Raw genomic sequence first — 13809 nt, 5'->3', positions numbered from 1 at the left:
GTCAGCCGAGGTGGAGGAGCGTCCGGAGGTCCTCGCCCGCCCGGATCCGCCGGAGGAGCTCCGGCTCGGCCGCGTCCGACAGTTCCGCCTCGTGCACCGCGGCGGCCAGCGCGGCCGGTGGCAGGGCGATCACGCCGTTGGCGTCGCCGAGGACGATGTCGCCCGGGGCCACGCGGACCCCGCCGATGTCCACGGGCACCTGGTGCCGCCCTCCCCCGCCGTCCAGTCGCTTGGTGGTCAGGCAGGTGGTGCCCCGGGCATGGACCGGCAGGCCGGAGTGCGGATCCGTGAGCGCGTCCACGTCGGTCACCACTCCGTCGACGACGATGCCCGCGGCGCCACGCGCCCGCGCCGCCGCGATGGTGACGGCACCGATCGGCGCGTGGGTGTGGTCGCCGCCCATGTCGACGACGAGCACCTCACCGGGGCGCAGCGCGACGAGCGCGCGGTTCACCGCGGCGGCGTCCGGGGCGTCGAGGGCGAGGGTGGCGGCCGTACCGGCCATCCGCCGCGGCTGCCCCAGCCACCGTACGGCCGGGTCGACGAAGCCTTCTTCGAGGAAGTGGCCGAGGGTCGGGAGGTCGACGTGCCGGAAACGTTCCAGCAACTCCGCGTGGTCGGCGGCTACTTGATCGCGGGCTACTTGATCGGGGGCTACTTGATCGGGGGCCGTGACGCTCACCTCGCCGCCTCCGACCTGACCACCGCGACACAGTCGATCTCCAGGGTTACGCCCCACAGCCCCACACACACCGTCGTCCGCGCCGCCCGGCGATCTGCGAAGTACGACTCGTAGACCTGGTTGTAGGGCGCGAGCTGGTCCGGCGAGCTGAGGTAGGTGTTGACCTTGACGACGTGGTCGAGGTCGGAGCCCGCCGCGTGGAGCACGGCTTCGAGGTTGCGGAGCGTCGCGTGCACGTCGTCCTCGAAGGTGCCGGCCGACTGTCCCGGGGCGGCGGGTATCTGGCCGGTGGTGAAGACGAAGCCGCCGGCGGACGTCGCCTGGACGTACGGACCCACGGCGGCCGGGACGCCCGGCGCCGACTCGATCCGCGTGATCCCGCCCCCGTTCGCTGCCGTCGTCGCGGTGCTCATGCGACGGCCTTGATCGGGCGCGGGGCGGGCGGGGACGCCAGGCCCGGCTCGTCGATGTCGCCGAAGCGGGTCTCCGCGAGGAGGAGCAGGGCCAGCAGGGACACGGTCGCCGCGCCGAGTACGTACCAGGCGATCGAGGAGCTGCTTCCGGTGGCCGTCAGCAGCCACGCGGTGACGGCCGGGGTCGCCGCGGAGCCCAGCAGGCCCGACAGCATGTAGGAGACCGAGAGGCCGGAGTACCGCACGCGGGTGCCGAAGAGTTCGGCGAGGAAGGTCGCGATGGGGCCGTAGTTGGCGGAGAAGGCGACCATCATCAGCGTGTAGGCGACAAAGACGAGGGGCGCCGAGCCGGTGTCGAGGAGCCAGAAGAACGGGAAGGCGAGTACGGCCTCGGCCGCGATGCCCGCGTAGATGACGGGTTTGCGGCCGACGCGGTCGGACAGCCTGCCGAAGTAGGGGATGGCCAGGAAGGCGACGGCACAGGACACCATGACCGCCCACAGCATCAGGTTCTTCGAGTGCCCGAGGTCGTTGGTGCCGTAGCTGACGCCGGAGGCCACCATCAGGGTGAAGGTCGAGCCGGTGGAGAGCGTCGCGACGCCGCCCAGCAGCACCTGGCGCCAGTAGCGGGCCATCAGGGCGAAGAACGGGATCCTGGCCTTGGCGCCCTCCTGCCGGACCGCCTGGAAGGACGGCGTCTCCTCGATGTGGAGCCGGATGTAGAAGCCGATGCCGACGAGGATCGCCGAGGCCAGGAAGGGGATCCGCCAGCCCCACGAGTACAGCGCCTCGCTGCTCGTCGTGGAGGCCACCACCAGGAACGCCCCGTTGGCGAGGAGCGTCCCGATCGGTACGCCGATCTGGACCATCGAACCGAAGAACCCGCGCCGGTCGTCCGGTGCGTGCTCCACGGTCATCAGTACGGCACCGCCCCACTCACCGCCGAGCGCGAGGCCCTGCACCACGCGCAGGCCGAGCAGCAGGAGGGGCGCGGCCACGCCGAGGGTGTCGTAGCCGGGGACGAGGCCGATGCAGAAGGTGGCCACGCCCATCGCCGTCAGGGAGATCAGCAGCATGGACTTGCGGCCGAGACGGTCGCCGAAGTGGCCGAAGAGCACGGCGCCGACCATGCGCGCCAGGTAGGCGGAGGCGAAGGTCAGGAACGACAGGATCGTGCCGACGGCCCCGTCGAACTCGGGGAAGAACACCTTGCCGAAGACCAGCGCGGAGGCGGTGCCGAACAGGAACAGGTCGTACCACTCGACCGTGGTGCCGACCATGCTGGCGAGGGAGATCCTGCGCATCTTCGTCGCGTCGAGCCGGCTGCCGGGGGTCGGCGGGGAAGCGGGAGCGGTCATGGGGACTCCGGTCTGAGGTCTGATCCGAGGAATCGTCTGGGGACTGAGCGGGCGCCATCGGGTCGGCCCACCGTGCAACGACCCCTTCGCCCGCCACAAGAAGCAGAAGCACACCGCCACGGGCCGTCGACTGTGCACATGACCAATGCGCCACGTGGGGCTTCGAAGCCCGGATGAAAACTTCTTGTTACGGACATGGGGGTGGGGTGGCGCAACAGGTGGCGCAACAGGCTGGGGACGGACCTCGTCCGCCTACCCGGATCTGTTCATCTGCACATCGCCGCGCCCGTATCCGGGGGCCTTTGCCCCGTGTTTCCTGACGCCTCCGAGGCAACACTGGCCGGGCAACCGCGGCCTCAAGAGAAGGAAACAGACCCCGATGGCGAACGTCGCACCCGAGCCCGTAGACCCCGCAGAGCGCCCCCTCTCCGCCGGCCATCTGATCGTCGCGCAGCTGGAGCGCGAGGGCGTTCGGCGGGTGTACGGCGTTCCCGGGGAGTCCTTTCTCGACGTGCTCGACGGCCTGCACGACTCGCCGATCTCGACGGTGGTGACCCGGCACGAGGGCGGTGCGGGCTTCATGGCGCTGGCTGAGGGCCGGCTGACCGGGCTGCCCGGGGTCGCGATGGTCACCCGGGGTCCGGGCGCGGCCAACGCCTTCATCGCTGTGCACACCGCTTACCAGGACGCGACGCCGATGCTCCTCTTCGTCGGGCTGATCCCGGTGGCCGACCGTGGCCGGGAGGCGTTCCAGGAGTTCGACCTGACCGGGTGGTTCGGCAGTACGGCGAAGAAGGTCGTCACGCTGGACGACCCGACCGCCGCCGCCAGGGTCGTCGCGGAGAGCGTCCACGTGGCGCGGAGCGGTCGGCCCGGTCCCGTGGTGATCGGCATTCCCGAGGATGTCCTCACCCTGCCCGCGGGCCCCTCCGGCGGGGTCCGGCCGCTCGCGGTGGCCCGGCCGCGGGCCGCCGAGGCGGAGCTCAAGGAGCTGGTGCGCCGGTTCGAGCGCGCGCGGCGGCCCCTCGTCGTCGTCGGGGGCGAGGAGTGGACCGCGGAGAGCGGCCAGGAACTCATGCGGTGGGCGACACGGCACTCGATCCCCGTGCTCGCGGACTTCCGCGCCTACGACGCGGTCCCCCACGACCTGGAAGACGGCCCTGAGCATGGCCTCGAAGGCACCGGCGCCTACGTCGGCTCACTCGGATACGGCCGCGGCGACCACGCGGCCCGGCTGCTGGACGAGGCGGACCTGACCGTCTTCCTCGGCGCCCCGCGCGGTGACGTGCTCAGCGACGGATACACCCGCGGCCTCGACTCGGAGACGGTGCTCGTCCTGCCCGGCGACGCGCAGGGCCACAGCGGCCGCATCGACCAGTTCGTGTCGGCCCACGCGCCGACCTTCGTCCTCGACCTGGTCACCACGTCCGCGTCACCGGATGTCGACGTCGCGTGGTTCAGGGCGGCCCGGGAAGCCCAGGCCCGCTTCACCACTCCCGCGCCCACTCCCGCGCCGACGACCTCGGGCGACTCGGGCGGCGACACCTACGTCGACCTCACCGCGGTAATGGCCGTACTGCGCGAAGAACTCACCCCCGACGCCGTCATCACCTACGGCGCCGGAAACCACGCCCTCTGGCCGGCCCGCTATCTTCCGCACCGGTCCCCCGCCTCGCTCGTCGCGCCCCGCAACGGCGCCATGGGCATGGGCATACCGGCAGCCGTCGCCGCCTCGCTGGCCTTCCCCGGCCGCGAGGTCGTGTCCGTCGCGGGTGACGGCTGCTTCCTGATGAACGGCCAGGAGCTGGCCACCGCCGTCGGCCACGGCGCCGTCTTCGTCGCCCTGGTCGTCGACAACGGCTGCTACGCGACGATCCGCGAGCACCAGGAGGGCGCCTACCCGGGCCGCCCGTCGGGCACGCGACTGACCAACCCGGACTTCGCGGCGTGGGCCCGCTCGTACGGCGCGTACGGCGAGACGGTGACCTCGGACCGCGACTTCCGCGAGGCGTTCCGTCGGGCCCGCGCGAGCGGACTCCCGGCCGTGCTGCACCTGATCCAGGACCCGGCGGTCCGCGCCCCGGCGACCACGGCCGTCTGAGCCCAGCTCCAACCAAGCAAGCCCCCTCGCCTCCCCTCCCGTACCGACAGGACGTGATCATGAGCACCCCCGACGCCACCCTCCTGAAGGACTTCGCGACCCTCTCGGCCTTCGGTGCCACCCCCGGCGGCGGAGTCGACCGCCAGGCCGCCACCGCCGCCGACGGCGAACAGCGCGCCTGGCTGCACCAGTGGCTCACCGCCCGCGGCGCCGAGGTCCGCTACGACGGCGTCGGCAACCAGTTCGGCCTCTTCACCGTCACGCCCGGAGCCCCGTACGTCCTCACCGGCTCGCACCTGGACAGCCAGCCGCTCGGCGGCCGTTACGACGGGGCGTACGGCGTCCTCGCCTCGGCGCACGCAGCGCACCGGGCCGTCCAGCGGTACGGCGACTCGGACGCGACACCGCGCCACAACGTGGCCGTCGTCAACTGGTTCAACGAGGAGGGCTCGCGCTTCAAGCCGAGCATGATGGGCAGCGCGGTCTTCACGGGGAAGCTGCCGGCCCCGACCGCCCTCGCGACGACCGACCCGACGGGCACCACCGTCGAAGCCGCCCTCCGCGAGATCGGCACCATCGGCGACTACCCCGGGCCGGACGTGGCCTCGTACGCCGAGATCCACATCGAGCAGGGCCGCGACCTGGAGAACAAGGGGCTCAACATCGGCCTGGTGGAAGCCACTTGGGCGGCCCGCAAGTACCAGGTGGTGGTCCGCGGCGAGCAGTCGCACACCGGCTCCACGATCATGGCGGACCGGCGCGACGCCCTGCTCGGCGCCTCGCTCCTCGTCGTGGCGGTGCGCGAACTGGCCGAGGAGAGCACGGACATCCCGCTGCACACCTCGGTGAGCGAGATGACCATCCTGCCCAACTCCCCCGTGGTCGTGGCCCGCGAGGTACGCCTGCACGTCGACCTGCGCTCCCCCGACGAGGCCCTCCTCGACGCGGCGGCCAAGAAGCTGGCCGAGTCGATCCCCGGCGTCGAGGAGCGCGCCTCGGTCACCATCGAGCAGGTCCAGACGCACGGTTGGGGTGTGGCGGCCTTCCCGGCGGCCGGGGTCGAACTCGCGGCCCAGGCTGCCGACGAGCTGGGCCTCAGCCACCAGACCATGATGACCATCGCGGGCCACGACTCCGTGAACATGAAGGACATCGCCCCCTCGATCATGCTCTTCGTGCCCAGCATCGAGGGAATCTCCCACAACGAGGGCGAGTTGACGGACGACGCCGACATCAGCGCGGGCACCGACCTGCTGACCGAGGTGGTCCACCGTCTGATGTCGGGCGCCCTGGACTGAGCCCGGACCGACCACGGACTCACCACGTCACCACGTCATCAACTCACCGCGTCACCAAGTCGTGGCCAGCCACGCGGCCACCCCCGCGAGGGCGATGAGGCTGACGTTGAGGCCGGTCTCCTTGGTCTCTCCGCGGGACAGGTGCAGCGCGGTCGCCAGGATCTGGAGTACGAGGAAGCCGAGCGCGGCGAATATCGCGAGGGCGGGGGCCGTCCCGGTGAGCGGCGGCAGTACGAGGCCGGCGGCGCCGAGGATCTCGACGGCGCCGATGGCCCGGACCGCACCCATCGGAACCGTGTCCACCCAGCCCATCATGGGCGCCAGTCGCTCCTTGCTCTGCGCGACCTTCTTGCCACCCGCGTACAGGTAGAAGGCGGCGAGGAGTCCGGCGACGATCCAGTAGGCGATCTCCATGTTCTGCGTCCTCCGTCATGGTTACCACTTGTAAGTAGGCACATGGTCGGTGACTATCGAGACCCTTACAAAAGGCACACCGGTGTGCGTTGCGAACAGGGGACGCCGATGTCGAAGTACCGCAGGACCTGTCTCATCCGCGGCGACGGCGGCCGTGCGATCCGGGGCATCCTGGACCGCATCGGCGACAAGTGGACGCTGCTGGTGGTGGCCACCCTCGACGGCGAACGCCTGCGCTTCACCGAGCTGCAGCAGCGCATCCCCGGCATCTCGCAGCGCATGCTCACCCGCACGGTCCGGCACCTGGAGCGCGACGGCCTCGTGACCCGCACGGCGTTCGCGGAGGTCCCGCCGCGCGTCGAGTACGAACTCACCGCGATGGGCCGGACGTTGATCGAGCCCGCCGTGGCACTGGCCGAGTGGGCCGTCGACAACAACCCCGACATCGAACGGAACCAGACGGCGTACGACACGGAGCGCCCCTGAGCCGGGCCGGGGAGACCCGAGCGTACGGTCGGCGGGCCCGTCGGCCGTTCACTGCCCCAGCGGCGCCGGTGGTGTGGTGTCCGGGACGGCTGCGGTCGGGGTCGGTGGGTGCGCGGTTTTCGTCCGTTCCTTCGTGAGGGCGGCTGTGAGGGTGCGGGCCAGGAGAGGGTCGGCCGGGAGGACGTGGGAGGCGAACCAGCGGGCGGACGACGGGTCGGAGGACGGTTCGACGAACTCCGCGCCCGCGTAGTCGTCGAGCGGCGGATCGTAGATGTAGCCCGCGACCACCCCGTGTCTCACCAACCGCTGCACGAGGGCGTCGCGGTCGTGGACCAGGAGCGGGACCCGGAAGAGCGGAAGCGGACCGCCCCGTGCCGCGCGGTCGCGGAGTGCCGGAGAGGCCCACGCCGTGCCGGAGAGGACGCTGACGCCTGCTCGCCGTCGGGTGAGATTCTCGTCGAGCAGCGCCATCCGGAGCTTCAACTGCCCGCGCACCAGGGTTCCGTGGCGGGTCCGGAAGTCGTGGAGGTCGACGCGTATCCATGGCTCGTACGCGGTCAGGCTCGGCGCCTGAAGTGCGCTGACGGCTAGCCGGGGCGCGTGCAGGGCCATGCGGAAGTCGTCGCGTTCGAGGAGGCCGAGGCGTTGCATGGTCCGCCAGGCCGGGCGCACCAGGTGCAGGGTGCGGACGGCCGAACGGGCCAGTGGGCGCAGCGCCGTGGCCAGGTCGCCGGCCAGGCGGCCCGGGACCAGGAGGTCGTCCCGCAGCAGCTCGAGCTCCCGGCGGGTGCGCGCGTCCTCCACGGCCAGGAAGCCGCCCGCCATCGCGGCCACGTGCTTGGAGAGGCTGAAGGCCGCCGCCGTTCCGAACGTGCCGATCGGCTGCCCGTCCAGGTGCGTGCCGATCGCGTGCGCGGCGTCCTCGATCAGGGGTATCCCCAACTCCTCGCAGCGCAGGCGCAGTTCGACGACCCGGTCCGGCATGCCGTACAGGTTCGTGGTGAGGACGGCGTCCACACTGCGCCAGGTGGCCTCGGGTACGGCGGCAGGGTCGATGTTGCCGTCCCAGACCGAAACGGGGGCCAGTACCGGGCGAAGTCCGGCCGCGAGGACGACGAAGAGGATCACGTCGTCGTTCACCGGCGACATCAGCACCCGCCCGCCAGGCCGGCACCAGCGTCGCAGTGCCAGGTAGAGGGCCAGGCGTGCCGAGGGCGTGTAGACGCACTCGCGTCCGAGCCGGCGTGCCATCGTCGCGGCGAGCCGCGATCCGTACGCCATCGTCACCTCTCCCGCCGGGGGGCCGCATTGCCCTGCGCGCTCGCGTTCCGCTTCGGGGTCGAGTTGCCCTGCGCGTTCGCGCCCCGCTGCCCGCCCGTGTTCCGTCGCGGGGCAGGGCCGGAACCCGTACCCGTACCCGTACCCGTACCCGTGCCGGAGCCCATGCGGCCCGTCGTACGCAGCGTGCCGACCGTCTTCAGCAGCCGGTCGGCCGGTTCCCGCAGCCGTGGATGGGCCAGGACCGTGTTCCGCAGCCCGCGCACCGGCCTGCGCCACAGCCGGTGTGCCGTGGCCACCGGGTGGGGACGGACCGCGAAGCCCTCGCCCACCCGCAGCTCGCGGGTCTTGAGCCAGTCCTTCCACTCCTTGTCGCCGCGCCCGAGGTCCATGAGCCGCACACCGTCCCGGCCGGCGGCCTCGGCCATGCGCAGGTGCATGATCAGGCCGGGCGAGTAGTACTGGAGGTCGGGGTCGTACGCGGTGAACCACGGCGCGAACACCGTGCGCGACCGCGGCCCGAAGTGCGCGGCCACCGGCCGGTCCCCCGCGTACACCACGGACAGCACACCGGTGAAGTGCTCCTCGCGGACCTGGAACAGCTGCTCCACGAGCTCCACGATCCACGGCCGCGCGAACCGGTCCATCCGTCCCGTCCTGCGGTACTGGGCGGACTTCCACCGCATGAGCGTGCGCAGCGCCGCCGGATCGCGCTCGTCGAAGACGAACCGCATCTCGCCCAGGTCGCGCGCCAGCCGGCGTTCCTTCTTCAGCGTCGTCTTGGCCAGCCCCGGGTAGGCGCCGCGCAGCCACTCCGCGTAGCCGGCGTCGTCGCCGTCCTTCAGGTCGATGGCCGGTGAGGCGAACGTCCCCGTGACGTACGCCCCGAAGGGCTTCTGCTCCTCGACGAGGTGGTCGAACTCGAAGACGGAGAGACCGCAGGCCCGCAGCAGTTCCCGGGTGTCCCAGGTGACGCCGGGCCGGTGCACGAGGGCCTGGGCGTCGGAGAGACCGAGTCCGATGGCCCGGCCGACCCCTAAGGCGTTGCGCTCGTACGGGAGGAAGCCGACGGCCTCTCCGTCCTCGTGCAGGACCGCCACCCGCGCCCCGCCGCGGTGCCGGCCGATCCCCGCCGCGAACTCCGGTGCCAGGAAGGGGTTCGCGTAGTCCGGTGACTCGTCCATCGCGCGGTGCCAGGACCGGCGCAGTGGCAGGCTCAGTTCCTCGGGTCTGTGGATCGTGATGGTGCTCATGGATCGCACGGGCAGCCCCCCATTCCCCCATGACGCGCTCTCCGCGTCCCGCCCCCGCCTCGAACTGTTCGGCGGGGCTCAAACGTCGCGAAACAGTACGCACGCTGTCAAGGGTGGTGTGAGTAATGGAAGCGTCACGGATCGGACTGCCAGGTCCGCACCCCGGAACAGCCGCCTCCCGCCACCACTCGCCCCAGGTGAATCAATGCCCTGATTGCCCTACAGTGAGAGGATCTTGTGACATCACGATCCGGTCCGCACGTCCGGTTCCACACATCCAACGGGGGCACACCATGGCGCTGTTCGGAAACGCGCACACCATCGATCCGGCGAAGGCCCGGCACGACTACGCGCGGCTGCTCGGGCAGGACGAGCAGGTGTACGCGGCGTACCTGCTGATACGCGACACCATCCTCTTCACCGACCGCCGTCTCATCCTGGTCGACAAGCAGGGCATCACCGGCAAGAAGACGGAGTACCACTCCGTCCCCTACCGCAGCATCACCCACTTCTCCGTCGAGACCGCGGGCCACTTCGACCTCGACGCCGAGCTGAAGATCTGGATCTCCGGCACCCCGGCGCCGATCGAGAAGACCTTCACCAAGGGCGTGGACATCTACGAAGTGCAGGCGATCCTCACGCAGTTCGTGGCGCGCTAGCCGCGCGGGGTGCGGGGCGCAGCCCCGGTGCCAGGCTCACCGTCACGGCGATCGACACCAGCGCGATCACCGTCATCGCCGTGCCCGGTGACGTCAGTTGGGCCGTCGCGCCCGCCAGGGCCGCTCCCACCCCCTGCATCGTCAGCATCCCGGACGAGTGCAACCCCAGTGCGTGGCCGGACAGTTCGGGCGGGGTCACGGCCATGAGGCGCTCCTGCTGCAGAAGGCTCGCCGCGAACCCGGCCGAGGCCAGGGTGGCGAGGGCCGCCGCCAGGATCGGCCCCGGGCGCAGGACGAAGAAGACGTACGGGGCCGCCAGCAGCAGAAGCAGCGGCACTCCCAGTCGCGGGCGCAGGCGCGGCGGCACGAACCGGGCCACCGCCACGTCCCCGGCCAGCATGCCCAGGGCCGCACAGGCGAAGAGCAGACCCGCGTGGTCGGGGGCGTACGAGACATAGAGGGACTCGCAGCCGACGATCAGGCCGTTGGGGATCCACAGGGCCAGGAACAGGTGACGGCGGGGGCGCGAGGCGAGCAGGGCCGCGTTCGTGCGCCGGGTCTCGCGCACCGACGGGCGGCCCGTGGCTCTCGGCGGGCGGGCGGTCAGGGCGAAGCGGGACACCGCGGCGGCCGTCGCGTACAGGACAGCCGCCGTGAGGAGCGTGCCGCGCGGGGACAGGAACGCGATGAGTACGCCGCCCGTCGCGAACCCCACGACCTGGGTGATCCCGTTCGCCATGTTGAAGACCGAGCGGCCGAGGATGTAGCCGTCCTCGCGCAGGATCTCGTTCAGCAGGCCCCAGCGGACCCCGCCGCCCAGGGACGCCACCAGGCCCAGTACGAGGATCAGGGCGAAGATCCCCCACAGGGGCGGCGGGGCGGCCAGTGCCGCCGTACCCGCCGCGAACGCCAGCGCGGTGCCCGTCAGCGTGGCTCGGGGCGGCAGCCGGTCGGCCGCCGACAGGAGCGTGGTCGCGCCCAGCACCTGGGCCAGTGACGGGCCGAACATGCTCAGCGCCGACAGCAGCGGCGAGTCCGTGGCCCGGTAGACCAGCGTGCCGAGCGCGAGCCCGCTCATCGTCTGGGCGGCCACCTGCGCCGAGGAGGCCAGAAAGAGAGGGGTGAACTCCGGGGTGCGGAAGAGGGACCGGTACGACGTCATGGGCATGCCCGGAGTCTCGGACCGGCGCCGAAGCAGTAGGTAGAGTTTCGCGCCTGCGCGAAACAGACGGCCGAGCCGACGACGGAAGACGGCGAACCAGACAGCGAAACTGACAGCGCACCGGACAACGGGACAGATGCCGGGGAGGCCGTCGACATGGGCTGGTGGCAGGTCAACGCCGACACCCTCGCGGGCAGCCGGTTCGTGCTCTCGCCGCTCGCCGAGACGTTCGCCTGTCTGAAGGCGCTGCGGGCGGGAACGGCCACGCACCCGGGCGAGCGGACCTGGCTGGAGGCGCACCTGCCGGACCACGACCGGCGGCTGGCCGCCGATCCCGTCACCGCCGCCCTCGTCCGGGCGGGGCTCGGCCCCGAGTGGATCGCCGACTTCCTCACGCCCACCCCGCGCGGCGAGGAGGACTTCGACACCGAGGTCGCCCGCGTACGCGGCACCTCCCCCGAGGCCGCCCGCGCCCACCTCTCCATGGCCCTGCGCGGCCCGCTCCCCCGCATCCTCCAGGACCGCGACGACCTCCCCGACCGCGCCGCCGACCTGCTCACCCACGTGTGGACCGAGGCCGTACGCCCCTACTGGCCCCGTCGCCGTCGCGTGCTCGAAGCCGATGTCGTCGCCCGCACCGCCCAGTTGAGCCAGGGCGGCTGGGCGGCGGCCCTCGACGCGATGCGGCCGGGCATGCGCTGGCTCGGCGAGAACCGGCTGCAGATCAACCTCCACGAGTACCCGCCCCGCGAGATCTCCGGCGCCGAGCTCCTCTTCGTACCCGTGACACCGCAGCGGCAGGGCTGGGTGTCGTGGGAGGAGCCCGACCGGTACGCGGTCGTGTACCCGTGCTCAGGCGCGCTCGCGGACACCGGGCCGACGGCCGCGGGCGCCCCCGAGAGCCTCAGCCGGCTGCTGGGGCCGGCGCGGGCGGGTGTCCTCGTCCTGCTCGACTCCCCGATGAGTACGAGCCAGGTGGTGGCCGTCACCGGCCAGGGGCTCGGCTCGGTCGGCCGCCACCTGAAGGTCCTGCTCGACGCCCGGCTCGTGGAGCGGCGGCGCTCCGGGCGGTCGGTCCTCTACTACCGGACCCCCGCGGGCGAGGTGCTCGTCGCGGCCCAGGGGGACCGGGGCGCCGCCCGTGCCCCTTCGGACCGGAGTTAGCATCCGTTTATGACTACTGACTCAGTTCTCGACGTCGACATCGATGCCCTGCAGGGCGGTTCCGCGGACCTCGGCCAGTACAAGGGCCAGGCCGTGCTCATCGTCAACGTGGCCTCCAAGTGCGGGCTCACCCCCCAGTACGGGGGCCTGGAGCGACTGCAGGAGCGGTACGCGGCCCAGGGCTTCACCGTGCTCGGCGTGCCCTGCAACCAGTTCATGGGCCAGGAGCCCGGCACGTCCGAGGAGATCGCGGAGTTCTGCTCGGCGACGTACGGCGTGACCTTCCCGATGACCGAGAAGGTCGACGTGAACGGCGACGGGCGGCACGCGCTGTACGAGCGGCTCACCGGTTTCGCGGACGGCGAGGGGCACAGCGGCGACATCCGCTGGAACTTCGAGAAGTTCCTGATCGGCCGGGACGGCACGGTGGTCGCCCGCTTCTCCCCGCAGACCGAGCCGGAGTCGGCCGAGGTCGTCGCGGCCGTGGAGGCGCTCGTCGCCTGACGCGGCGGCTCCCACCGGTTCACCGGTTGACCTTGACCCTGGGGCAAGGAGCACCGTCCTCCCCGCCGGGCGGCAGTCGCCCGGTGACGGAGGATGGGCCCGTGGAACCCGTGACCGACACGACCGACGCGTCGCCCCCGGCCGAGGGCCTGCTCACGATCGGCGCGTTCGCCGCCCGTGCGCGGCTCTCGCCGAAGGCGCTGCGGCTGTACGACCGGCTGGGCCTGCTGCGCCCCGCGCACGTCGACGACACGACCGGCTACCGCTACTACCGCGCCGCCCAGGTCGAACGCGCCCGCCTGGTCTTCCTGCTGCGCGGCCTCGACATGCCGCTCGCCCGGATCGCCGAGGTCGTGGAGCGGCAGGAGACCGACGGGCAGGCTGCCGCGGACCTCGTGACCGCCTACTGGGCGGACGTCGAGGCGCGCCTCGCCGGGCAGCGGACACTCGCGCACTACCTCCGTGGACGCCTTTCCGGAAGGAGTTCCGAGTTGTACGCGACATTCGAGGTCCACACCGTGGACGTACCGGAGCAGTGGGTCATCACCGAGAAGCGGCACACCCTCGTGGAGGAGCTGCCCGTCTGGATCCCGGCATCACTGGGCCGGCTGGAGGCGGCCGCGAAGGAGTGCGGCGGCACGACAGGCCCGCCCTTCGTCGTCTACCACTCCGAGGTCTCCCAGGAGAGCGACGGCCCCGTCGAGTCCTGCGTCCCCATAGCCGACCCGGAGGCCGCCCACACCTGGGCCACAAAACACGCCCGCGCCTGGAACACCACAGCCCGCCCAGAACCCGCCCACCGCCTCGCCTACACCCGCATAACGAAGGCCCAGGTGGCGAACCCCCAAATCCACGCGGCCTACGAGGCAGTAGAAGCCTGGCTAACCAAAGAGGGCCTCCCCTACGCGGGCCCCTGCCGAGAGATCTACTTCACAGACTGGGACGAGGCGGGCCCAGAGGACGAGGTATGCGACGTGGCGTTCCCGTTCTAGGGGCGCGGGGAACGGCGTAGTCCTTGGTCTTTTGTCTTTCAGGGG

Annotated in this window: 14 protein-coding genes; 7 read left to right on the top strand and 7 right to left on the bottom strand. The window is 71.6% G+C overall.

Features of this window, described 5'->3' with window-relative positions; translation table 11 throughout:
• Position 1 precedes the first annotated feature (1 nt).
• From ACN20J_RS28785 to ACN20J_RS28775, 3 genes are read right to left on the bottom strand one after another with little or no spacing between them, the layout of a single operon-like run.
• A complete protein-coding gene (locus ACN20J_RS28785; RefSeq protein WP_419667132.1) occupies positions 2-682 on the bottom strand; it encodes an RraA family protein in 681 nt (226 codons plus the stop codon).
• On the bottom strand, positions 679-1095 hold the full coding sequence (locus tag ACN20J_RS28780; RefSeq protein ID WP_361897937.1) for a RidA family protein: 417 nt from the start codon (positions 1093-1095) through the stop codon (positions 679-681). Before ACN20J_RS28780 ends, ACN20J_RS28785 begins: the two co-directional genes overlap by 4 nt.
• Complete coding sequence (locus tag ACN20J_RS28775) at positions 1092-2453, bottom strand: MFS transporter (RefSeq protein WP_419667131.1); 1362 nt, start codon at positions 2451-2453, stop codon at positions 1092-1094. Before ACN20J_RS28775 ends, ACN20J_RS28780 begins: the two co-directional genes overlap by 4 nt.
• Positions 2454-2832: 379 nt before the next feature.
• On the opposite strand from ACN20J_RS28775, the gene ACN20J_RS28770 reads away from it, so the two are divergent.
• Positions 2833-4554: a thiamine pyrophosphate-dependent enzyme gene (locus ACN20J_RS28770; protein WP_419667130.1), complete on the top strand. Its 1722-nt coding sequence runs from the start codon at positions 2833-2835 to the stop codon at positions 4552-4554.
• A 59-nt stretch (positions 4555-4613) separates the two neighbouring features.
• Entirely contained in the window at positions 4614-5852 is a 1239-nt protein-coding gene (locus ACN20J_RS28765) for a M20 family metallo-hydrolase (RefSeq protein ID WP_419667129.1), read from the top strand.
• A gap of 51 nt (positions 5853-5903) precedes the next feature.
• Here the strand turns inward: ACN20J_RS28765 and ACN20J_RS28760 are convergent, their stop codons facing one another.
• On the bottom strand, positions 5904-6266 hold the full coding sequence (locus tag ACN20J_RS28760) for a DoxX family protein (RefSeq protein ID WP_361897929.1): 363 nt from the start codon (positions 6264-6266) through the stop codon (positions 5904-5906).
• Between the two features lie 108 nt (positions 6267-6374).
• On the opposite strand from ACN20J_RS28760, the gene ACN20J_RS28755 reads away from it, so the two are divergent.
• The gene (locus ACN20J_RS28755; protein WP_190229069.1) at positions 6375-6752 is read left to right on the top strand and encodes a winged helix-turn-helix transcriptional regulator; all 378 of its coding nucleotides are present in this window, start codon (positions 6375-6377) and stop codon (positions 6750-6752) included.
• A 48-nt stretch (positions 6753-6800) separates the two neighbouring features.
• On the opposite strand, the gene ACN20J_RS28750 is transcribed toward ACN20J_RS28755, so the two are convergent.
• Both ACN20J_RS28750 and ACN20J_RS28745 read right to left on the bottom strand, forming a co-directional pair.
• A complete protein-coding gene (locus ACN20J_RS28750) occupies positions 6801-8033 on the bottom strand; it encodes a DegT/DnrJ/EryC1/StrS family aminotransferase (protein ID WP_419667128.1) in 1233 nt (410 codons plus the stop codon).
• A 2-nt stretch (positions 8034-8035) separates the two neighbouring features.
• Positions 8036-9283 carry a GNAT family N-acetyltransferase gene (locus tag ACN20J_RS28745; protein WP_419667127.1) on the bottom strand — a complete coding sequence of 416 codons (1248 nt, stop codon included), beginning with the start codon at positions 9281-9283 and terminating at the stop codon, positions 8036-8038.
• A gap of 293 nt (positions 9284-9576) precedes the next feature.
• On the opposite strand from ACN20J_RS28745, the gene ACN20J_RS28740 reads away from it, so the two are divergent.
• Positions 9577-9942 (top strand): PH domain-containing protein, encoded by a 366-nt coding sequence (locus tag ACN20J_RS28740; protein ID WP_190229066.1) that lies wholly within the window; start codon positions 9577-9579, stop codon positions 9940-9942.
• On the opposite strand, the gene ACN20J_RS28735 is transcribed toward ACN20J_RS28740, so the two are convergent.
• The gene (locus ACN20J_RS28735; protein WP_419668977.1) at positions 9920-11104 is read right to left on the bottom strand and encodes an MFS transporter; all 1185 of its coding nucleotides are present in this window, start codon (positions 11102-11104) and stop codon (positions 9920-9922) included. The genes ACN20J_RS28740 and ACN20J_RS28735 overlap by 23 nt on opposite strands.
• Before the next feature lie 156 nt (positions 11105-11260).
• On the opposite strand from ACN20J_RS28735, the gene ACN20J_RS28730 reads away from it, so the two are divergent.
• From ACN20J_RS28730 to ACN20J_RS28720, 3 genes are all read left to right on the top strand, one after another.
• Positions 11261-12268, top strand: a complete 1008-nt coding sequence (locus ACN20J_RS28730) for an ArsR/SmtB family transcription factor (RefSeq protein ID WP_419667126.1) — start codon at positions 11261-11263, stop codon at positions 12266-12268.
• 9 nt (positions 12269-12277) lie between these two features.
• A complete protein-coding gene (locus ACN20J_RS28725) occupies positions 12278-12772 on the top strand; it encodes a glutathione peroxidase (protein WP_200396529.1) in 495 nt (164 codons plus the stop codon).
• A 110-nt stretch (positions 12773-12882) separates the two neighbouring features.
• A complete protein-coding gene (locus ACN20J_RS28720) occupies positions 12883-13764 on the top strand; it encodes a MerR family transcriptional regulator (RefSeq protein ID WP_419668976.1) in 882 nt (293 codons plus the stop codon).
• The last annotated feature ends 45 nt before the right edge of the window (positions 13765-13809 follow it).

This window comes from Streptomyces sp. 2-1, from assembly GCF_048564895.1.
GTDB classification, from domain to species: Bacteria; Actinomycetota; Actinomycetes; order Streptomycetales; family Streptomycetaceae; genus Streptomyces; species Streptomyces phaeochromogenes.
Note: the sequence above shows the minus strand (reverse complement) of the source record. Positions and strands in the feature narration are given on the sequence as shown.